This is a genomic window from Mesorhizobium sp. (assembly GCF_041661565.1).
In the GTDB taxonomy this organism is placed as follows: Bacteria; Pseudomonadota; Alphaproteobacteria; order Rhizobiales; family Rhizobiaceae; genus Mesorhizobium.
The window spans coordinates 15,189-36,481 of sequence record NZ_JBAZUD010000021.1 but is presented as its reverse complement, the minus strand read 5'-3'; the positions used below and the strand labels follow the sequence as shown (position 1 = coordinate 36,481).

Genomic DNA, 21,293 nt, shown 5'->3' with positions numbered 1-21,293 from the left:
CGACAACTTTCGCTTTCCCTCACCGTTCCATGCTTAGCCGGGAAACCTGCGATAAAACCAAGTCGGTACGGAAATGACCGAAAGGCAGGACATCGCTTCCGCGTGTCTGGTTCGCACGGTGTCATGCGCGCTGCTTTGTCCGGGCTTGGTGCTGGCAGGTGCCAGTCGGGACGTTCAGGACGCGTGGTCAGCGTGGCGCGGGCCCCAACAGCGACCGCATCATGGATCTCCGCCTTGGAGGTCCCCGCTAACCGTCCATATCTTGATCTCGAACGGAAGGGGCGGCTGTCGCCACTGTCGCGTCGGTATAGTCTTGCGATTGGGGTTGGCTCGTCTGCTGCCCGGGAGGGACTTTCCCCGACCCGTCCGGTCGGGGAGCGGCCGCGACCGGATGCATGCTCGCCGGCTGCTCGAGCATTGGATTGGGTGGCATGCGAGGCGAGTTGAACATCCTTGGGCCCTGCTGCTGCTCAGGTTCCGGGATTGGCACATACGGCACTGGAGCGGCGGTCAAACCGCCGCCCGTCGCGCGGGTGTTACTTGGTGGATTTCTTCCTGGCCGCTCTCGGATTTTGACCGGTCGCGCCAGAGCTCTTGGCGTCCTTGGAATGTGCCGCCACTGCCGGACCCGCCCCGGTCGCCTTGCGCATATCGCCGGTGCGCTTGGGCGCATCCTTTTTGCCGCCGGTGAACCTCGAGAGTATGTTGCCGAAAAAGCCCATGTCCTTCATCTCCAGATCCGGCTCCACGCCGTCATGGCAAGAAGCTTTGTCGCGGCCGTTGGTTCCTTTGCCCTTTAGATATTGGCTCGGTCCTAACGTCCGCCGCTTCGACATGAGCCCCGGCGTGCGACCGCCAGGGCTCCACCGCTCCAAACGGTTGATCTTAGTCGATCTACGCAGCCTCGGCCGCGACATTGACCGCCGACTCGGCGAGCTGGGTCAGCGCCTTGTCGGTTGTCTTTTCTTCGCCCAGGGTGAGATCGAGAAGCGTCACGGCTTCATCGAGGCCAAGTTCTGAGGCCCATGTCCGCATCGTGCCGTAGCGCGATATTTCATAGTGCTCGACGGCCTGTGCCACCGCGAGCAAGCCCGCATCCAGCGCCGGCGCGCCCTTGTATTCTTCCATGATCTCGGCGCCTTCCTCGGTGATGCCCATGATGGCGGCGCATGTCTTGGCCTGCGGCTTCTTGTCGATGATCTCGAAGATTTCCTCCAGGCGCGCGACATGCTCCTGGGTTTCGCCGTGGTGCTTCTCGAACGCTGCCTTCAGATCCGGGCTCTGCGCCGCCTTGGCCATTTTCGGCAGCGTCGCCAGGATCTTCTTCTCGGCGAAATAGATATCCTTCAGCGTGGCATGAAAGAGGTCGCTCAGGCCCTTTGTGGAGGCCGTTCTGGTCGTCGCCATTGTGATGTCTCCATACTTGTCAGGCCTCCCCATCGAGGCGAACAGAAACATCCAGAAATAAGCGAGGTTCCCGTACGAAATTTACCGAATCCATTGTAGGCCGGGTGCCTGCGCAAGCAGGTCAGTTGATGGTATCTACGCGGCACGCATCACCTTGCGTAAGCTTGTCATTGTGCAGTGCAACAACGATGTCCTATGGGATCGCGTTTTCGGACGCCCAGCTAGGATATCGATTTTGCGCACCATCTCCGACACCATCGCTCGCCTGGCCGCCATGCGCGGCGGCCCGCGCTTTCCCACAAATCCTCACGATGACCGCCTGTCGGATCTCGGCGCGTTCGGATCCAATCCCGGCGCGCTGCGTGGGCGCTGCTACATTCCCCATGACCTGCCGCCTGGAGCAGCGCTGGTCGTCGTCCTGCATGGCTGCACGCAGACCGCCGCCGGCTATGACCATGGTTCCGGCTGGTCGAGGCTGGCGGACGAGGAGGGGTTCGCTGTGCTGTACCCGGAGCAGCAGCGGGCCAACAATCCCAACCTCTGCTTCAACTGGTTCGTGCCTGAGGACATGAGGCGCGATCGGGGCGAGGCGCTTTCCATCCGCCAGATGATCGACACGATCGTGGCAGAGCATGGCCTCGACCGCCGGCGCATCTTCGTCACCGGCCTGTCGGCGGGCGGCGCCATGGCGGCCTCGATGCTGGCGTCATACCCGGAGGTGTTTGCCGGCGGCGCGATCATCGCCGGCCTGGCGCATGGCAGCGCCTCGACGATCCCGGAAGCCTTCGACCGCATGCGCGGCCATGGCGGACCGTCCACGGCGGAGCTGCAGCGGCGCCTGAAGGAGGCTTCGCCTCACGAGGGGCCCTGGCCCCGCGTTTCGATCTGGCAGGGATCGGCCGACGCAACGGTGGCGCCGTCCAATGCGGATTCCATTCTCGGCCAATGGCAAGGTGTGCATAGGGTCGAGCCGGGCCTGCCCCGGACGGAAACCGTCGACGGACACATGCGCCAGGTGTGGCGCGATGCCGGCGGACGCGAGGTGATCGAGCGATATACCATCGCTGGCATGGGCCATGGCACGCCGTTGAAGACCCTCGGCGAGGACGGCCTGGGCAATGTCGCGCCATTCATGATCGAGGCCGGCATATCATCCACCCGGCGTATCGCGGCGTTCTGGGAGATCACCAAGGGCGCCGCCACCGGGCGAGCCAAGGTTTCACGGCAACCGGCGTCGGGCAGGGCGGTGGAGCTTCGTGCGGCGGTGGACATTCCCCGGGCGGTCAGAGTCGATCATGCCGCCGAAACGCCCAAAAGCCCTGTGCGAGGTTCAGCCACGGGCATCTCCAAGACAATCGAGGACGCGCTGCGCACGGCCGGGCTGATGCGTTGACGCGTGGCCGAACCCGCATTTGCCCCTGAAAACGGAACTCCCGGCCGAAGCAGCTTCGGCCGGGAGTTTTTGCGTGTTCGAACTAGATACGGTTCACGTCGCGGGCGCCGTCGCGCCCGATTTCGGTCGACTCGTATGTGTCGGCGTCCGCATCAAAACGGGTCCAGCCGGCGGCCTCATACTCACCGCGGCGCTGTTCGAGGTTCACGGACTTTGACTGTCCGAGAATCCTTCGGGCTTCGGTTTCAAGAGCGTCATCGACCTTGGCTGTCACCAGCGTGCCGCCGCGGCGGACACCCTCGGCATAGACATGCGCATCGTCTTCAGACACGCCGGAGTCCGTGAGCGCGCCCACGATGCCGCCCGCGGCACCGCCGACAACGGCACCGCTCACGGCGCCGACAGCAGTGGCGGCCAGCCATCCGGCGGCCACAACCGGACCGACGCCCGGGATGGCCATCAGGCCAAGCCCGGCCAGCAGGCCGCCGGCTCCGCCTACGACGGCGCCCAGACCGGCGCCGCCGGCGGCGTCGTCAGCCGCTTTCGACGTGTCGTGGCGATCGTGCCGGTTGTCGGCATTGTTGGCGACGATGCTGATGTCGGAGTGCGGGATGCCCGACGCTTCCAGTTCGCCAACGGCGTCGGAAGCATCGTCATAATTGTCGAAAAGTCCTGTAACGGTTTTCATATCTCGTATCTCCTTGATAGGGTTTGGTTATTTTGCGCCGGCAACGACGTTGCCCTGGTAGTCGAGAGCGACATCAACCTTCTTGCCGTCCTTGGTGGCCTGGCCGCGCCAGATGCCCTGATCATCCTTGGTCAGCGCCGAGACGTCGGCGAAGCCGGCATCCTGGATGCGGCCCTTGGCCTGATCCTCGGTGAAGCTGTTTGCGCCTGGAACGGGCGCGGACGGGTTGGTCTCTCCGGTGGTCGTCACGGCCGGGGTGGTGGTGTCGGTGGTTGCCGCCGGCGCAGTGGTGGTGTCGGTGGTTGCAGCCGGCGCAGTGGTGGTGTCGGTGGTTGCGGCCGGCGCCGTCGTGTCGGTGGTGGTTGCAGCCGGCGCGGTGGTGTCGGTCGTTGCCGCAGCCGGGGCTGTCGACGTCGCGGCCTTGTCACCCGCCATGGAGGCCATCTTCTCGACCATGTCGCGGTGCATCTTCAGTGTCGGCAGGGTCTCCTGCGCAAACGTCTTCAACGACGCGTTGTCGCCGTCCTTGGCATAGCCCTCGAACAGCTCCACGGCCTCCATATGCGCGTCGCGCTGCATCTGGACGTAGGGTGCGTCGATCGGATCCTTGGCGTTTTGAAGCGTGTCGACATCACCCTTGTGCTTGGCATCCAGTTCCTTCGGAACGGTCAGCTTCTGCTCGCCGGCGATCGTCTCCAGCTTGGCGTTTGCGGCGCCATGGTCGTCGATCATCTTCTGCGCGAAATCCTTGACGCCCTGGTCCTGCGCCTTGCCCTCGGCGATCTTGCTGGAATCCACCTCGAACATGCCGCCGACGGCGGCCTTGTTGACGAAATCCTGCGCGCTGTCGGCGGCGAGAGCGGGCAAAGCGAGGGTCATCGCGGTGGCCGCGGCCAATGAGGCGAGAAGTAGTCGTGTTTTCATGGGGAAGGTCCTTTCATGCACACATGTGCTGTAGGCCTAACCTGCGTTTGGTGCCTTTGTTCCGACCGGGGAGCGATAAACAGCGTTTGCCCATCGCTCAGGACCGATGCGGTTGCGATGGTTGTTTCCGTACGCCGGGGCCGAGGAAGGAACCTCCACCGCACAATGAAGTTTCTGACCAGATACAGCTCCAATGGCGGGCTGTCAGAGCCAGCTCTCGAAAGCCTCAAATGTCACGAATTGGAATTATCGGGTCGGGTCCGACCGCCATCTACACGTTGCATGCGCTCTTGGGCAGCAGCGTGCCGCTGAGGATCACGATCTACGAGAAGACCGGCAGCGCCGGCACGGGCATGCCCTATCGCCAGAACACCAACCATGAAGCCCTGCTGGCGAACATCGCGAGCATCGAGCTGCCGCAGCTGCTGGTAAGCCTGGTGGATTGGCTGCGATCCCTGTCGGAGACGGGCCTGGACAGCCTTGGCTTGCAGCCGGAAGACGTGACGGAACGCACATTCTTTCCGCGGGTCACGCTGGGGACCTATTTTCGGGACCAGTTCTTCCAGCTCGTGGAAAAGGCCCACTCCCTGGGTCACCAAGTTGAGGTCAAGACACATCATCAGGTCGACGACATCCGCGCCGACGGAGGCCACGTCACCGTGACCGGTATCGGCGATGACGTCGCTTTTGAAGCGGACTTCGATCATGTCGTGGTCGCGACCGGCCATACCGTGGACAAGGAAGCGGGCGAGGGCGACCGGACCTATTTCGACAGCCCATATCCGACGTGGCGCCTGCAAGGACTGCCGCCGGGCCGCATAGGCATTTTGGGGACGTCGTTGAGCGGGATCGACGCCACGATATCGATCGCCCTCGACCACGGCGCATTTGTCGAGGAATCGGACACTGTCTCGTTCGTTCCGGGGCATGGCAGCGAGGCCTTGCGCATCGCCATGATGTCGCGCAACGGTCTGCTGCCGGAAGCGGATTTCTTCTGCCCGTTTCCCTATCAGCCGCTCGAGATCTTCACGCAAGCCGCGGTCGACGCCGCCATCGAGGCCGGCAGCGACGGGCTGCTCGATCGCGTCATGTCCCTGTTCAAGGCGCAGCTTGAGACAAGCGACCCCGAGTGGTCGCGGGGTATAGGGCTGTCGCGGCTCGACGTGGATAGTTTCCCGCCGGCCTATTTTGCGCCGAGAGCGAATTCAGAACCGTTTTCCTGGGCGCGCGCCAACCTTCGCGAAGTCATGGCGAACCGGACGCTGAGCCACACCGTGCCATGGCGTTACGCCATCCTGCGTATGCATGAGATCATGGAGGGCGCGGTGGTGCATTTCGGCGTCGAGGACCGGAAGCGGTTCGACCGCGGCATGAAGCGGATGTTCGTCGACAATTACGCGGCCATTCCACCGCAATCGGTGCAGCGGCTCCTGGCTTTGCACGAGGCGGGCGTGCTGACAATCGAACGGCTTGGCGACGACTACGAGGTCGATTCGTCGGGCCAGTCTCATTGCGTGAAGACCGCCGCGGCGGCTCTCGAGTTCGACGTGCTGATAAACGCCGTCGGGGAGGGAGCGGTCAAGGATGAGGATATCCCCTTTGCCGGCCTGAGGGATCACCTGGCGGTCGTGGACGAGGCAACGCAAGCTGGGGAGGACGGTGGATCGTCAAGCCTGGCATCAGGCGATATCCATATGGCATCGCTTCCCTATCTGCTGTCGGATCGCCCCTTCATCCAGGGGCTTGTCTCGAGCCATGAGCTGGGCGCCGAGATCGCGGCCGATATCATCGCCAAGATATCGCGGAAGCAGCCGGCCTCCGCGTCGATGGACGATTTGCTGATGTCGGTGCGGAATCCGGACAGCGGTCAAGCCGCCGAGGCACGGCAATCCGATCCGCTGAGCAGCCAGATCAGGCAATTTGCCTAGAGCAGTTCGCCGTTTCTCGGAAACGGCAAACCGCCCTAACTCTTTGTTTTGACGCAATTCCCAAGGGAAAGCGCTTGCGCGCTTTTCCAGGGAAAGCCGTTCCCCGGTTTTCCTGGAACCGTTGGACAGCCCAATCCCGCCGAGGCGAGCGGTCCGTTTCCGTGCCCGCCGAGGCGAACGGGTCGTTTCCATGCGACGCCGACAATCGTCGATCCGCGCGGCAACGTCCGACGGCGCGATCGCGTAGGCGTCGATACTTTTAAGGATCAGCGAGCGGCGGGCGCTGCCATCTGTGACAGGCTCTTCATCATCCGCTCGGCCTCGGTTTGCGCCAAGCCGATCAAGCTGTCGATTTCCGCCATTTCCAAGGACAACCCGTCCTCGGCCAGGTCGCGCCGTATCGCCCTGACCTGTTCGTGGGTTCGGCGCAGCGCGGCTAGCCTCAGTTCCTCGCCGGGTTGAGTTTGACCATCGGCGTCCTTGACGAGCCATGCGGTCGCCAGCGCGAGCGAGGCCCGGAATACATAGGCGCCGTTTTCATCGCGAACCTTGATCCAGAAGCGGCGATTGGGGCCATCGGGGAGTTCTTCGCGGGCAATGTCGGGCAGCACGCCGACCGCGTGATCGCTGACTTCCGTCAATGTGCCGCAGATGACGCCTTCGCGGTCATCGGTAAACTCGTTGCCGTCGTGCAGATCGAAAAAATAGCGTGCCATTTCAATGCCTATCCGCGCCAGCCTTCATCATAAGATTAAAAGCACGTATGTTGACTTAGGTTCCTCCCTAACAACCCGATCTCGCCCGCGACGTGTCGATCACTTGATGTGCTGCCGGAAATCTTTATGCGACACATCAATTCAAGCGCTCCGTCGACACTGGCGGCGGCGGCATTGGCTACGCGACGTTGCTGGCCCATTCGAAGTCAGGTCGCGTAAAGCGGGCCGCCGGGGATAGCGGATGCAGTTCGTATTGATTGCCGGGCCGGGTTCGCGACAGTTCGAACGCGCCCCGGTGGTTGTCGATGACAAGGTCGAGCACCGCATTGGCCACGTCGTTCGTCGAGCATTTGGCAGCGTATCGCAGCCTCAGGTCACCCCCGTCCGGAAACCGGCAGATGATCGTGCCGGGCAATCCGCCATGGCTCCGCTCTTCGACCTGGATCGTGGCCCAGGCGCGGTCGGCATGCATGGTTGAGCGAACTGCCTCCGGCGTTGCCGCCGACGCCGCCAGCCTGCGCGCTGCGCAACATTGCTCGATGGCCGAGATCATGCGGCCGAATCCGAGCAGCAGGATATGCCGCGCGGCCGCGCGCTCGCGGTCATCGCGCCACCAGCCGGGCCGGTCCAGCGCTGGATGGTCGCAGCCCCCGCGCGTCGCCAGGTCCTTGATCACGTCCGCGACTGCCGTGGGCCGGGGTGTGCCGGAGCGTATGTCGAATGCGCCGCTTTCGTAGAAGCCGTGCCGCGCCGACAGCATCGAATTCCAGTCGACGGCGCCGAACAGCGACCAGGACGTGACCGCGCGGATATCGACGCCATTGTCTTTTGCGGCCTGGGCGGTGCGCCATCCTTCGACCAGCCACCGCACCTGTTCGTCGCGGGTCGAACCGTTGTGGAGTTCCGTGACGACGATCGGCAGCCGATAGCGTTGCCAGACTTCGTCGATCCTCTCGCCCAAGCCTGAATCGCGCTGGTCGACGCAGCGCACGGCGGCGGTGTCGACATAGGCATCGATCCCGTTGCCGCCGATGGCTTCGTTGGGGTAGCGGTCTGTCCGCTCGTCGAGCATCCGGTCGCTGGTCAGGTAGTAATCAAGGCCGATAATATCCGGCGGGCAGGGCTCGGCCGCCAACTCCTGGAGATGGTCTTCGCGAATCCCGGCATCCAGCAGCCGACCGTGAAAGGCATGCCCGGCGTCGACACGTCCGGCCAGGAGGTCCAGCGCCAGCCAGCGACGTTCGTTTTCGTGATCTGCCTGATAGGCGAGATGCTCGGTGGCGAAGATCCTTCCGACATCTTCCGTCTGCACCAGGCGAGCCGACGGGATTTGGGCGCGGATCGCCTTCATTGCCAGGGCGGTGGCGCGGCACTGGGCAACCACGAGCTGGAGGAAAGTGGCTTCGCTTGTGCCATGCGGATGCCACACGCCATAGAGCCCGCTGATCCTGGCGGTGGTGAGCGGCTCGTTGATGGGCGTGTAGGACTCGATCCAGGGATAGCGTTGCGCGACCGCGGCGGCATATCTTGCAAAATTCTCCGGGAAATTGGGATCGAGGACCGTTGCCCATGCCGGCCCGCTGCCGTGATGCATGAGGCCGGCGACCGGCTCGATCCCCAGTTCGCGCAGACGTTGCAGCCGGGCATCCGTCCAGCTCCAGTCATGGCGGGCCGGCTCGGCTTCGACCTTTTCCCACAAGACGGGATATCGCAGGGTCTTGATACCGAGACCGGCGATGAGGTCCAGATCACTGAACCGTTGCAGGTGGCCGGTTTCCGTCAGCTGGTCGCGCAGGGTGGAGCCGACCCGGACATGGCTGCATTCCACGCCGCCCCACATCTCCAGCGCATCGTTCATTCAGCGGCCTCTGCCGGCGTGGAGCCGGCCGCCGGCAGGCTCTTCTGGATGCGAGAAAACGTCGCCAGCGCCTGCCCGACGACCTGGTCCATGTTGTAATAGCGATATGTCGCCAAGCGGCCGACGAACCAGACGTCCTGGACATTCGCCGCCAGCGCTTCGTAGCGCTTGTAGAGCGCCTCGTTCTCGGCGCGCGGCACGGGGTAATAGGGGTCGCCGACGTCGGTCGGATATTCGTAGGTAAGGCTGGTCTTGGGGCTCTGCTGGCCCGTGAGGTGTTTGTACTCGGTGATGCGCGTATAGTCCTCCGTCTGCGGATAGTTGACGACGGCGACAGGCTGGAATTGCTCGCGATCGATGGTCACGTGCTCGAACCGCAGCGACCGGTAAGGCAGGCGGCCCAGCGACCAGTCGAAATACTCGTCGACCGGCCCGGTATAGATCATCCGGCGAAACGGAATGCGGGCCTGGATGTCCCTGTAGTCCGTCTGCAGCATGATCTTGATGTTGGGATTGTCCAGCATCCGCTCGAACATGCGGGTGTAGCCGCCGGCCGGCATGTTCTGGAAGCTGTCGCCGAAATACCTGTCGTCGCGGTCGGTGCGGGTCGGGACGCGCGCGGTCACCGATTTGTTCAGCTCGGACGGATCGACGCCCCACTGCTTGCGGGTGTAGCCACGGAAGAATTTTTCGTAGAGCTCGCGACCGACGGTGCTGACAACGACGTCCTCGGCGGTCCGGATTTCGTCCACCGTTTCGCGCCGCGACGCGAAGAACTGCTCCAGCTGTCGCGACGTCAGCTCGAGGCCGTAAAGCCTGTTGATCGTATCGAGATTGATGGGAATTGGCAGCAATTGGCCGTCGACCTGGGAAAGCACCCGATGCTCGTAGGGTCGCCACGCCGTGAACTTCGAGAGGTAATCGACGATCGACTGCGCATTGGTATGGAAGATGTGCGGCCCGTATTTGTGGATCAGGATGCCGGCTTCGTTGTAGCAGTCATAGGCGTTGCCGCCGATGTGGCTTCGCCTGTCGATGATCAGGACGCTTTCGTTGCGTTGCGAAGCGATACGCTCGGCGAGCACGCTGCCGGCAAAGCCGGCGCCGACAATCAGCCAGTCGAACATGGCTACGCGCTCCGCCGGAACTGCAGGACATTGCTGGTGGAGCGGGCGCGCTGGATGTGCCCGGCCATCGCCGCCCAGGTGCTCTCCCAGGACATGCCGGCGAGATAGGCGTCGACCCGTGCCAGCAAGGCGTCGCGGGGCCGGGCCAACAGGGAGCGAAGCTTGGCTTCGACGTCCTGCGCGTCGACAATGTCGACTAGACCCTCCGCGCCATAGGTCCTCACCACGTCGACGATCGCGGTTGACACGAGGGGAACGCCGGCCGCCAGGAATTCGGGCGTCTTGGTCGGGCTGATGTAGCGGGTGGCCGCATTGAGCGCGAAGGGCATCCAGCCGGCATCCCAATGCCCGAGATAGGCTGGGAGCTCTGTGTAGTCCTTGCCGCCCAGCCAATAGATATTGGCCGCCTTGGGCAGGCTCCCGGGATCGATCTTGACGACCGGTCCGATCATGACGAAATGCACGTCCGGCATGGCCATGGCCGTGCTCATCACCAGATCCACGTCGAGCCGTTCATCGATGACGCCGAAATAGCCGACCCTGGGGTGCGGGATCTGGAGCTGGTCGAACGGGTCATTTCCCGGTCCCCGGGCCTGATGGAAATGCATGACGTTGATGCTGCTCGGGAAGGGAAAGATCGACCCGTGCATGCCGCGCTTGGCCTCGTACAGGCTCTGCCCGCCGGTGAACACGATGTCGGCGCGTTCCAGCAACCGCTTCTCCATCAGCACGAGTTCGGCGGGCGCGTTCTTGAACGCTGAAAGCTCGTCCATGCAGTCATAGACGCAGACATCGCAGGAAAGGTGGTCGCTGAACCGCAATGCCATCGGCGTGTAATACCAGGTCGTCAACAAGTCCCGTGGCGCGAAAGCAACGAGGCCATCGACAAACCGTCGCTGCGCCGCGATGGCATCGGCCTCGCCGGTCCCGAGCGGCAGAACTGGGGTGACGACCTTGATGGACGGCGACACGTCGCTGGAACGCATGAAGGCCTGAGGCACCTGTTCGAAGAGCGGCTCCTCGAAATAGATGATCTGTTTCGACCTTGAGGCAAGAGTCAGGATGTGTTGCGGGCGTTGGTATACAAAATTCCAACGAAGATGTGAAAAGCATAGAAGAATCGGCTTTTGTTCTTCCGGCTGCCTGTAATGTGATTTCCCCAGCAAGTCGTCCATAAACGAGTCCCTTGATTTCAATCCCGAATGCCTGCCTACAACAAATGTTAATCCAGGCATTGGGATGTGATTGTTACCGTTGGTCTAACTTGCCCAACGCTGACTCGTTCCGCGTCCAATAAAATCATTCGCCAGCGCACGATTCTCGCAGCGGTGCCGGGGCAAAGCGGTCTTCTGCCCTCAGCCAGCCCGGCTAAAACGGACGATCATTCCAGCACCGTTTCACCATTGGCCGCCGGATTTTGGGGCGTCTTGCGACACCGGGTCTCGATGTGGCCGCATCGTCATGCGGTCGACGGTGCGGGCGTCCAACCATGCATCCGCGCGAGCGACCGTGGGCCGGCAAAACGCCTGGCCAGACGCCGCACTCCTAGCGCGCGTTTTCAGAGGCTGGGCGAGACCCCGCCATCGATCCGCAGATTGGTTCCGGTGATGTATCCCGCGAGCGGACTGGCGAGGAACGCGGTCGCATCCGCGATTTCGTCAAGCGTGCCAACACGGCCGACCGGAACATCGACGAACAGGGGCAAGACAACACGCTCGATTTCCGCCCATGGCGCGTCCTTGTCCAGCCCGTGCTCCGTGGCAACCTCGCGAAAGCGGGCGTCCAGCGTCTCGCTGTGGACCGTGCCGGGAGAAACCGCGTTCACCGTCACCCCGTCAGACGCCATCGCCTTTGACAACGAAGCCGTCATGGCGTTGATCGCCGCCTTGCATGCCGAATAGTCCGGGCCAGAGGGGGGAGGCATCGTCGCTGCCAGGCTCGATATGTTGATCACACGCCCCCATCCCGCTTCCCGCATCCCGGGCAGCAGCCTCGTGGTCACCCTGAGCGCGGCCAGAACGTTACGATCATAGGCGGCACCCCAGGTTGTCGGCTGCGCGGTTTCCCAGGTCTGCCTGGTGCCGCCCGAGCCTCCGGCATTGTTGACAAGGATGTCGATAGGGCCGGCGAGAGCCTGCGCCTCCTCGACCAGGCGCTCTACCTCGTCGTCATGCGTAAGATCCCCGACGACGACATGGGCGCGCCCGCCCGATGCCAGGATGGTGTCGGCGACCCGCGCCGCCTGGGCCCTGTCGCGACCGTGGACGACGACAACCGTCCTCTCGGCCGCGAGTTTCCTGGCGATGGCGGCGCCGATCCCCCTGCTGCTGCCGGTGACCAGCGCCGTCTTGCCGTCCAATTGCAAATCCATCGCCGAACGTCCACTTCTGCTGTTGGAGTTCGGCGTAGGATCAAGTGCCATGACAGGTGAGACAAGTACGCACTTTAAAGTGCCCATCCCGCACGAGGAGCGCGGTGTCTGTCTTGGCCCGGACGGCGCGGTCGCGCACGTCGCGCGGGTGGTGCGGATGATACAGGCGCGCTGGAAACTGCCGATCCTGTTTCGCCTCTACGCCGATCCATCCATGCGCACCTCACAATTGCGGCGGGACATGCCGGGCATCACACAGAAAATGCTTACGCAGCATCTTCGTGAACTGGAGCGCGATCGCCTGGTGGAGAGAACCAATTTCGGCGAGAAGCCGCTGCGGGTCGAGTACCGGCTGTCGGAGATGGGGCGTCAATTGCTGCCCGTGCTGATCGCCGCGCGGGGCTTTTCAGCCGACCACCCCTGAATTGCGGCACGCCGGACCAGTTCCGGCGCGCCTCTCCAGGCGTTAAAGCTGGGATCCGCCGCCATCCACGGCGAGTTCCGAGCCCGTTGTGTAGGTCGCCTCGAAGCCCAGATAAGCGACCGCCCTTGCCACTTCCTCCGGGCGGCCGAAGCGTTTCATCGGATTCTCCTCGCTCATCGCCTGCTTTGTCTGGCCGACCGCCTCGGTGGGTAGCGAGCGGTCGAGAATTCCCGTTTCGATGGGCCCCGGGCTCACCGCGTTGACGCGGATGCCGCGGGCAAGCAACTCCCGGGCAAGACTGCGGACCATCGACCGCAACGCGGCCTTGCTGGCGGAATAGGCGCTGATCATGGGATATCCCATCTCGTTCACCACCGACGTGGTGACGATGACGGCGCCGCCTTCCTCGATCAGCGGGGCAAGCTTCTGCACCGTGAAGTAAGGACCTTTTGCGTTCACCGTCATGACCTCGTCGTAGACCTGCTCGGTCATGCCTTCGAAGGGCACGAACCGCGTCACGCCGGCGTTGACATAGAGCAGGTCGATCGTTCCGAACTCGGCCTTCACGCGATCGGCGAGCGCTTCGATGTCGGACAGCGATGCCGCATCGCTTTGCACCGCGATCGCATTCCTGCCGAGGCTCTTTGCGGCTTCCTCCAGGGTGGCTTTCGTGCGTCCGGTGACCAGGACACGCGCACCCCGATCGAGCAGGAGCTTCGCTGTTGCCAGGCCTATGCCGCTCGTGCCGCCGGTGATGACGACACGCTTCCCATCCAGATTTTCCATGGTCGCTTCCTTTCGAGACATGCCGAGACAGGTGCTGTGCCGGCTTCCAGGGGAGCATGTAGGTGGTTGGAAAATACGAACTATGCTGTATGATCCGCATTATCTCTTCGATCGTCCGAGATGTGCATGGATCCGCTCTCAAACGTCCTTTCATTGCTGAAGCCGCGAAATTACATGTCCGCCGGCCTGGAGGCGGGCGGAGACTGGTCGATCCAGTTCCCGGATCAGCAGGACGGCATAAAATGCTGCGCCGTGGTTGCCGGCCGATGCTGGCTTTCCGTGGCGGGGGTGGCCGATCCCGTATTCGTGGAAGCGGGCGACTCCTTCCTGCTTCCAAGCGGGCGACCGTTCCGCCTGGCCAGCGATCCGGCGTCCGTGCCGGCGGGTGGCGGTGAGGTTTTTTCGTCGCCCTGCAAGCCCGGTATCGTCTCGTTCAACGGTGGCGGCGATTTCTTGCTGGTCAGCAGCCGCTTCGGGCTCGAAGGAAACCACGCGGAAATCCTGCTGCGCATGCTGCCGCCGATCATCCATATTCGCGATCGATCGGACGAGCCGGCGCTGCGCTGGCCGGTCGAGCGGATGATGGAGGAACTGCGCGATCCGCGGCCGGGTGGCGCTCTGGTGGTGGAGCATCTTGCCCACATGATGTTGGTCGACGCGCTGAGGCTGCATCTCGCCCAAGGCTCAGCAGGGGGCGTCGGATGGCTGTTCGCGCTCGGCGACAGACAGTTGAGCCTGGCGATCAATTCCATGCATGACGAACCGGCGCATCGCTGGACGCTGCAAGAGCTGGCGACGCGCGCCGCCATGTCGCGATCAACCTTCGCCCTGAAATTCAAGGAGAAGGTCGGCACATCGCCAATGGACTATCTCGCGAGCTGGCGCATGCTGCTTGCGGCCGACAGGCTGAAGACTTCCAGCGACTCCCTTTCGACCGTCGCGCGGTCGATCGGCTATGATTCCGACACGTCCTTCAGCATGGCGTTCAAGAAGATCATGGGCTGTTCACCCCGGGCTTACGGCCGCCGTCAGGATCGGGTTTCAGGTTCGATGGGTGTGGCGCGGGCCGCCTAGATCGAGCATCGGATCGCCGGTCCCTGCAATGCCGACACTCATGCCGGAGCTGGGATCGCATTAAGGATAACGCATGCCTGGCTGGCGCGCTGGAGCGCCATCAAGCATGGTCTTGAAATTCTTCGCGGCGCTTGCCATTTCGTCGCCGGGATTTGCCGTGGAAAGGGTTTGCACATGACGACGAGCACCGAGGAACGATCCGCCGAGAACCATGTCTTCGAGGCCGATGTGGCGCGCCTGCTGCACATGATGGTGCACTCGGTCTACTCCGACAAGGACGTCTTTCTGCGCGAGCTGATCTCGAACGCCGCCGATGCCTGCGAGAAATTGCGCTATGAGGCGATCGCCTCGCCTGAGCTGCTGGCCGGCGATCCGTCCAGCCGCATCCTCCTGTCCCCGGACGAGGAAAACAGCCGGCTTGTCGTCGAGGACAATGGCATCGGCATGAGCCGCGACGAGATGATCGAGGCGCTCGGCACCATCGCGCGTTCGGGCACGCGCGCCTTCATGGAGCGCATCGAGGCCAACAAGGCGGGCGAGGGCGCGCAGCTGATCGGACAGTTCGGCGTCGGCTTCTATTCGAGCTTCATGGTGGCCGACCGCGTCGATGTCGTCTCGCGCCGCGCCGGTTCCGGCGAGGCATGGCTCTGGTCTTCGGACGGCAAGGGCAGCTACAGCATCGCTCCGGCCGAGCTGGCGGACGCGCCGGCGCGCGGCACCCGCGTCATCCTGCACCTGATGGAGGACGCCAAGACCTATGCGTCGCGCTGGACGCTGGAGCGGATCGTCAAGGAGCAGTCCGGCCATGTGCCCGTGCCGATCGCCATCATCGAGAAGGCGGGCGCGGAGCCGGCGGAACTGACCGACGGCACCGCGCTGTGGACAAAGCCGAAGGCCGACATCACCGCCGAGCAGTACACGGATTTCTATCGCGGCGTTTCCGGCCAATATGACGAGCCGGCGCTGACGGTGCATTTCCGCGCCGAAGGGCGGCACGAATATGTGGCGCTCGCCTTTGTCCCGGGATCGCCGCCCTTCGACATGCTCGATCCGGACCGCAAGGGCCGCATGAAGCTTTATGTGAAGCGCGTCTTCATCACCGACGACGCCGAGCTCCTGCCGCGCTATCTGCGCTTCGTCAGGGGCCTCGTCGATACCGCCGACCTGCCGCTCAACCTGTCGCGTGAGATGATCCAGGACAGCCCGATCCTGGCGGCGATCCGCAAGGGCGTGACCGGCAGGATCATCAAGGAGATCGAGAAGCTCGCCGAGAGCGACACCGAGGCGTTCGGGAAACTCTGGAGCAATTTCGGCGGTGTCCTCAAGGAGGGCATCTATGAGGATTTCGAACGGCGCGCGCAGCTGCTGGCGCTGGCGCGCTTCCGCACCACCGCTTCGGGCGAGGCTCATCGTTCGCTCGCCGACTATGCCCGGGACGCCAAGGAGGGACAGGACGCCATCTATTTCCTCGCCGGCACGAATATCGACCAGCTGAAGGCGTCGCCGCAGCTCGAAGGTTTCCGGGCGCGCGGCATCGAAGTGCTGCTGCTGACCGATCCGATCGACAGTTTCTGGACCATGAACGCCCCCGATTTCGAGGGCAAGACGTTCAAGTCGATCACCCAGGGTGCCGCCGACCTCGCGAAATTCGCCAGGCCGGAGGGCGATGCCGCCGCTACCGACGCGACCTCGGCCGAGCTGGACGCATTCCTTGCCTTCGCCAGGGAAAAGCTCGCCGACGACGTCTCCGATGTCCGCCTGTCGGACCGGCTGACGGAAAGCGCCGCCTGCCTCGTCGCCTCCGAGCAAGGCTATGACCGCGAGATGGAGCGCATCCTGCAGGGCGCCGGGCGGCTTCAGTCGGCGGCCAAGCCGATCCTGGAGATCAATCGCGATCATCCGACCGTCAAGGCGCTCGCCGCCGAGACAGTGGACGGCGCGCTGCGCGAAGACGCGACGCGGCTGCTGCTCGACCAGGCGCGGGTGCTGGACGGCGACAAGCCTGCCGATCCGCGCGCCTTCGCCGACCGGCTGTCGCGGCTGCTACGCACTTCGTTGGGGGTCGTGTGAAGGCGGTCGCAGCTTTTGCATTGAAGCGCGACCCGCATCCTTATATCGCATGGCCATGAAAAAAATCGGCTTCCTTTCGTTCGGGCACTGGACGCCCTCGTCGCAGTCGCAGGTGCGCACCGCCGCCGACGCGCTGCTGCAATCCATCGAGCTTGCCGTCGCCGCCGAGCAGCTTGGCGCCGACGGGGCGTATTTCCGCGTCCATCATTTCGCGCGCCAGCTCGCGTCGCCGTTCCCGCTGCTGGCGGCGGTCGGCGCCAAGACCAGCCGCATCGAGATCGGCACCGCCGTCATCGACATGCGCTACGAGAACCCGCTCTACATGGCCGAGGATGCGGGCGCCGCAGACATCATCGCCGGCGGCCGCCTGCAGCTTGGCATCAGCCGGGGGTCGCCCGAGCAGGTGATCGACGGTTGGCGCCATTTCGGTTACGCGCCGCCGGAGGGACAGAGCGACGCCGACATGGCGCGGCACCACGCCGAGGTCTTCCTGGAGACGCTGCGCGGCGTGGGCTTCGCAAAGCCCAATCCCCGGCCGATGTTCCCCAATCCACCCGGCCTGCTGCGGCTCGAGCCGCATTCGGAGGGCCTGCGAGAGCGGATCTGGTGGGGCGCGGCCACCAACTCGACCTCGGAATGGGCGGCGAAGCTCGGCATGAACCTGCAGAGCTCGACGCTGAAGTTCGACGAGAGCGGCAAGCCGTTCCACATCCAGCAGGCCGAGCAGATCCGCATCTATCGCGAGGCCTGGAAGGCGGCGGGCCACAGCCACGAGCCGCGCGTCTCGGTCAGCCGCAGCATCTTCGCGCTGGTCGACGATCGCGACCGCGCCTATTTCGGCCGCGGCAATGAGAGCCGCGACCAGATCGGCTTCATCGAGGAGAACACCAGAGCGATCTTCGGGCGCAGCTACGCTGCCGAGCCGGACGTGCTGATAAAGGAATTGGCGCAGGACGAGGCGATCGCCGAGGCCGACACGCTGCTGCTCACCGTGCCCAACCAGCTCGGCGTCGAATACAACGCCCATGTCCTCGAAGCGATCCTGACCCATGTCGCGCCGGCGCTGGGCTGGCGCTGAGGCACCGTGTAGCAACCGGCCAGGGGACGGTTTTTGCAGCGAGTCTGGATGGACGGCCGATGCGTTCTGACGTAGCCCTGCTCAATCTTTGCAACTGTCGCCAGGTCCCCACGCTTCGTCATCCTAGGGCGAAGCAGGAGCGTAGCTCCGTCGCGGAGACGCTAGGATCCATTCCGTGAGTTATGAGCGTTGCGAAGGTGCAGAAGTTGGGGTCGCTGTCGCTTCAGGCCTTGGCTATCCGGCGGTGGGAGCAAACGATTGTTCTGGACCGTTGCACTTGTGAGTCGTTCACGGAATGGATCCTAAGGTCTGCGCCGCGTCGCTTCGCTCCTTGCTTCGCCCTAGGATGACCAAAGTTGGGACGGTCGCCCCTCGAAGCCATGCAGCAGCCCGGCGTCCTGCCTCCAGCCAGACCTCGAAATCGATACGCCATGGCTGGAAAGCCGGCCGCTATCGAATTACCATCCGGTGAATGGCGAGGGGGGACAGAATGGATTACCAGCGGACTGTATTATTGGTCGGCGGGGGCACGGGCGGAGACGAGGAAGCCGTGTTTACCCTGCATGTGGACGGCGCCGTCTGCAGCCTCACATGCGACTACCGTGGCAAGGTTATTAAAGCCGACGAGGAAGACTTTTTCGACGCTCTGTTCCAGATTCGTCAGGCACTTGAAGTCGATGGCTTGCTGCCCTTCTGTTACGGGGCAAGTGCCAACGTCTATCCCGAAAATACCGTGATGGGGAAAAGTCGCGGACTGATGGCCTGCAAGGTGCAGATGGGACAGCTTCCCCAACAGACCGATTTGGTCGACATATTTGACGATGGCCCTGACGTGGTTCCGGTTTTCGTCCATATGCAGCAGGAATTCTGGGAGGAATGGCTGGCTTCGCTGCCTTCCTAGCAACGGGCGTTCATCCAATCCCGCCGGCAACGGCGTAGGCGCCCGCGCTGCGTCCATCCTCCAATCTCACCACCGCCGTAACGATCGAGCCATACGAGTCGCGCCAGACGCTGTGGAAGCGCTGATGTTCGGCGGCGGTAACAAGCGCCGCTCCTCTGAAGCTCGCGTCGCTCCGTTGCATGGCGACGGGCTCTCCGTTGACGTGCACCTTGATGCTGGCGTTCGTCGCCTCGATGGGCAGATCGAGCGTGATGACTATTTCGGCCTGTTCGCCGGTATGCCTCAGATCCGCCGAGAGCTTGATGCCGAACGGCGGAGCGTTGCTCTTAACGCTTTGCGCCGGGCGCCGAGCAAAGACATCGCCCGCCAGCTCAGGCGTGCGGGGCGGCGTCGTTCGGCGTCGGGTCGACCGCTCGTAGTCGCCGGCCATGCGCAGCAGCCTTTCGTCGTCATAGGCCTTGCCGGCAAAGGTCAGCCCGACGGGCATGCCGATGTCGGCCATCGTGCCCATCGGCACGGTGACGGTCGGAATGCCGAAATGGCGCCAGACCAGATTGCCGTTGGCGACCCAGGTGCCGTTGCGCCAGGCCAGCGCGGCGGAGGCCTCGTCGACATCGGCATCGGCCGGGCCGACATCGGCGGCGGCCGGCAGCACCACCGCGTCGAGCCCATGTTCGTCGAGCCAGTCCTCGAAATCGATGCGCCTCGTCGCCTCCAGCCCCTTCAGGCCGGCCTCCAGCGTTGGAATATCGGCCAAGGGCGTCACGCCGCGCCTGGCGTGCTCCACATATTCCGCCACGTCGAAGCCGCCCTCATATCGATCCGGCAGCGTGCCCGGCGGTTGCGGGAAGATCTTCGGGCCGTCGACCGAGGCGAGGTCGGGCAGCGCCGGATCGGCATTGGCGCGCAGGAAATCGTCCCAGGCCCAGACGCAGAGATCCCGGATCTCGCGTTCGGCAAATTCTTGCGGCACCAGGCCACGCTCGACCATGGTGCGCGCGCCGGCACGGTCGCGCTCATAGTTGGAGACGACGGGGAAATCGACCTCGACCACCTCGGCGCCAAGCCGCCTCAGGTCCGCCGCCGCCTGGTCCCACAGGGCAAGCACCGAGGCGCGGGTTTCGATCGGCCTGTCGGCGCCGCTGTCGCGGCCGATATACATGCACGGCACGCCGAGGCGCATGCCTTTCAGCGAGCCCGCCAGCGCCAGATCGGTGTATCGCGGCGGCCGTAGCTCTGAACTGTTCGGCAGGGGAATCCAGGGCTGTGCGCGCCAGAAATCGCCTCGCGTCTCCGGATCGTCGGCGACGATCACGTCGAGCAACTCCAACATGTCGGGCATGCTTCGCGTGTGCGGCACCACCACATCCATGGTTGGCACCAGGGGCCAGTTGCCGCGCACCGAGATGACGCCGCGCGATGGCGTGTAGGCCACCAGCGCGTTGTTGGAGGCCGGCGCGCGGCCGGACGACCAGGTCTCCTCGCCGAGCCCGAAGGCGGCAAGGCTGGCCGCCGTCGCCGTGCCGGAGCCGTTGGACGAGCCCGACGCAAAGGCCGCGGTCAGATAGTCGCCATTGTAGGGGCTTTCGGCGCGGCCATAGACGCCGCGCTGCATGCCGCCATTGGCCATTGGAGGCATGTTGGTGAGGCCGACCAGCACGGCGCCGCCCTCCCTGAGCCGGGCGATGGTGAAGGCATCCTCGTTGGCGACGAGATGCTCGAAGGCCGGCGAACCGGCGGCGACCGTCAGGCCCGCCACCTTGTAGCTGTCCTTGGCCGTGTAGGGGATGCCGTCCAACGGGCCGAGCAGGGCGCCGTCGCGGCGCCGCTGGTCGGAGGCGGCGGCCTCCTCGAACATCGCTGGGTTGAGCACCGGAATCGCGTTCAGCGTGATGCCATGGCGGTCGTAGCGGGCAATGCGCCCGAGATAGGCCCCGACCAGCTCGACGCTGGTCACGGTGCCTTCATCGAGCGCGCGGCGCAATTGCTCGATCGTCGCTTCGACGATGTGAAGGCTGGCGTCGGTCATCATCGGTCCCAGGGCTGTCGGTCAACTCCATGGATGAGCGAGGACGCGGTCTTCGGCAAGAGCCAATCGGCCGTGCTGGGTGACCATGGCGTTGTTGCTGTCCGCCCGATACGTCCACGAAACCATGTGGCGGGAACTTTTGTCCGGCCGGCGGTTTTGGATGTATGGTGCGATTCCGGATGCCAGAAGGGTGCTGCAATGACGACAAAATGCCTCGCGATCCTCACCATCGCGTTTTCGGTCGGGACTTGTGCCTCGGCCTTCGCCGGCGACCGGCATCATCACCAGCACAAGGCGCAGTCCGAACGCTACGTTCCCGCCGATGACGACCTCATCAACTTCCTGTTCGGCGGTCCGCGCTACTATGACCAGCAGATGTTCACGACGGCGGCCGGAGCCTGCTCCTACGATCGCGTCGGACCGGACGCAAACGCCATCAACAAGATCAACGATCACCACTGCGGCAAGTAGGCGGCTTCAGGCGCCCGTCGCCTGATCTCGCTATTGCGCCGCCATCCA

Annotated in this window: 19 protein-coding genes; 8 read left to right on the top strand and 11 right to left on the bottom strand. The window is 63.9% G+C overall.

Features of this window, described 5'->3' with window-relative positions:
- Positions 1 to 536: 536 nt before the first annotated feature.
- A complete protein-coding gene (locus WC739_RS06170; protein WP_372952134.1) occupies positions 537 to 836 on the bottom strand; it encodes a hypothetical protein in 300 nt (99 codons plus the stop codon).
- A gap of 58 nt (positions 837 to 894) precedes the next feature.
- A complete protein-coding gene (locus WC739_RS06165; protein WP_372952133.1) occupies positions 895 to 1,407 on the bottom strand; it encodes a ferritin-like domain-containing protein in 513 nt (170 codons plus the stop codon).
- Between the two features lie 235 nt (positions 1,408 to 1,642).
- Here WC739_RS06165 and WC739_RS06160 point away from each other — a divergent pair, with 235 nt between their 5' ends.
- Positions 1,643 to 2,800 (top strand): PHB depolymerase family esterase, encoded by a 1,158-nt coding sequence (locus tag WC739_RS06160; RefSeq protein WP_372952132.1) that lies wholly within the window; start codon positions 1,643 to 1,645, stop codon positions 2,798 to 2,800.
- 82 nt (positions 2,801 to 2,882) lie between these two features.
- On the opposite strand, the gene WC739_RS06155 is transcribed toward WC739_RS06160, so the two are convergent.
- Both WC739_RS06155 and WC739_RS06150 read right to left on the bottom strand, forming a co-directional pair.
- On the bottom strand, positions 2,883 to 3,488 hold the full coding sequence (locus WC739_RS06155; RefSeq protein WP_372952131.1) for a general stress protein: 606 nt from the start codon (positions 3,486 to 3,488) through the stop codon (positions 2,883 to 2,885).
- 27 nt (positions 3,489 to 3,515) lie between these two features.
- A complete protein-coding gene (locus WC739_RS06150) occupies positions 3,516 to 4,412 on the bottom strand; it encodes a DUF4142 domain-containing protein (RefSeq protein WP_372952130.1) in 897 nt (298 codons plus the stop codon).
- Here WC739_RS06150 and WC739_RS06145 point away from each other — a divergent pair.
- Positions 4,403 to 6,340, top strand: a complete 1,938-nt coding sequence (locus WC739_RS06145; RefSeq protein WP_372952129.1) for an FAD/NAD(P)-binding protein — start codon at positions 4,403 to 4,405, stop codon at positions 6,338 to 6,340. The genes WC739_RS06150 and WC739_RS06145 overlap by 10 nt on opposite strands.
- Positions 6,341 to 6,606: 266 nt before the next feature.
- On the opposite strand, the gene WC739_RS06140 is transcribed toward WC739_RS06145, so the two are convergent.
- The 5 genes from WC739_RS06140 to WC739_RS06120 form a co-directional block, all read right to left on the bottom strand.
- Positions 6,607 to 7,056 (bottom strand): hypothetical protein, encoded by a 450-nt coding sequence (locus tag WC739_RS06140; protein ID WP_372952128.1) that lies wholly within the window; start codon positions 7,054 to 7,056, stop codon positions 6,607 to 6,609.
- A 178-nt stretch (positions 7,057 to 7,234) separates the two neighbouring features.
- A complete protein-coding gene (locus WC739_RS06135; RefSeq protein ID WP_372952127.1) occupies positions 7,235 to 8,914 on the bottom strand; it encodes a family 1 glycosylhydrolase in 1,680 nt (559 codons plus the stop codon).
- Positions 8,911 to 10,041, bottom strand: coding sequence for a UDP-galactopyranose mutase (gene glf, locus WC739_RS06130; protein ID WP_372952126.1), 1,131 nt, complete (start codon positions 10,039 to 10,041; stop codon positions 8,911 to 8,913). The genes WC739_RS06135 and glf overlap by 4 nt, the downstream gene beginning before the upstream one ends.
- A gap of 2 nt (positions 10,042 to 10,043) precedes the next feature.
- Positions 10,044 to 11,027 carry a glycosyltransferase family 1 protein gene (locus WC739_RS06125; protein WP_372952125.1) on the bottom strand — a complete coding sequence of 328 codons (984 nt, stop codon included), beginning with the start codon at positions 11,025 to 11,027 and terminating at the stop codon, positions 10,044 to 10,046.
- Positions 11,028 to 11,599: 572 nt separating this feature from the next.
- Entirely contained in the window at positions 11,600 to 12,412 is an 813-nt protein-coding gene (locus tag WC739_RS06120) for an SDR family NAD(P)-dependent oxidoreductase (protein ID WP_372952124.1), read from the bottom strand.
- Between the two features lie 49 nt (positions 12,413 to 12,461).
- Between WC739_RS06120 and WC739_RS06115 the strand changes: the two genes are divergently transcribed.
- Positions 12,462 to 12,836 carry a winged helix-turn-helix transcriptional regulator gene (locus WC739_RS06115; protein ID WP_372952123.1) on the top strand — a complete coding sequence of 125 codons (375 nt, stop codon included), beginning with the start codon at positions 12,462 to 12,464 and terminating at the stop codon, positions 12,834 to 12,836.
- A 42-nt stretch (positions 12,837 to 12,878) separates the two neighbouring features.
- Here the strand turns inward: WC739_RS06115 and WC739_RS06110 are convergent, their stop codons facing one another.
- Positions 12,879 to 13,622: an SDR family oxidoreductase gene (locus WC739_RS06110; RefSeq protein ID WP_372952121.1), complete on the bottom strand. Its 744-nt coding sequence runs from the start codon at positions 13,620 to 13,622 to the stop codon at positions 12,879 to 12,881.
- A 126-nt stretch (positions 13,623 to 13,748) separates the two neighbouring features.
- Here WC739_RS06110 and WC739_RS06105 point away from each other — a divergent pair, with 126 nt between their 5' ends.
- From WC739_RS06105 to WC739_RS06090, 4 genes are all read left to right on the top strand, one after another.
- Positions 13,749 to 14,696: an AraC family transcriptional regulator gene (locus WC739_RS06105; protein WP_372952120.1), complete on the top strand. Its 948-nt coding sequence runs from the start codon at positions 13,749 to 13,751 to the stop codon at positions 14,694 to 14,696.
- A 174-nt stretch (positions 14,697 to 14,870) separates the two neighbouring features.
- A complete protein-coding gene (gene htpG, locus WC739_RS06100; RefSeq protein WP_372952119.1) occupies positions 14,871 to 16,766 on the top strand; it encodes a molecular chaperone HtpG in 1,896 nt (631 codons plus the stop codon).
- Positions 16,767 to 16,821: 55 nt separating this feature from the next.
- Complete coding sequence (locus tag WC739_RS06095; RefSeq protein ID WP_372952144.1) at positions 16,822 to 17,844, top strand: LLM class flavin-dependent oxidoreductase; 1,023 nt, start codon at positions 16,822 to 16,824, stop codon at positions 17,842 to 17,844.
- Between the two features lie 490 nt (positions 17,845 to 18,334).
- The gene (locus WC739_RS06090; RefSeq protein WP_372952118.1) at positions 18,335 to 18,745 is read left to right on the top strand and encodes a hypothetical protein; all 411 of its coding nucleotides are present in this window, start codon (positions 18,335 to 18,337) and stop codon (positions 18,743 to 18,745) included.
- Positions 18,746 to 18,755: 10 nt separating this feature from the next.
- Here WC739_RS06090 and WC739_RS06085 read toward each other — a convergent pair whose 3' ends face one another.
- The gene (locus WC739_RS06085) at positions 18,756 to 20,774 is read right to left on the bottom strand and encodes an amidase (protein WP_372952117.1); all 2,019 of its coding nucleotides are present in this window, start codon (positions 20,772 to 20,774) and stop codon (positions 18,756 to 18,758) included.
- Positions 20,775 to 20,972: 198 nt separating this feature from the next.
- Here WC739_RS06085 and WC739_RS06080 point away from each other — a divergent pair, with 198 nt between their 5' ends.
- On the top strand, positions 20,973 to 21,245 hold the full coding sequence (locus WC739_RS06080; RefSeq protein ID WP_372952116.1) for a hypothetical protein: 273 nt from the start codon (positions 20,973 to 20,975) through the stop codon (positions 21,243 to 21,245).
- Positions 21,246 to 21,293: the final 48 nt, after the last annotated feature.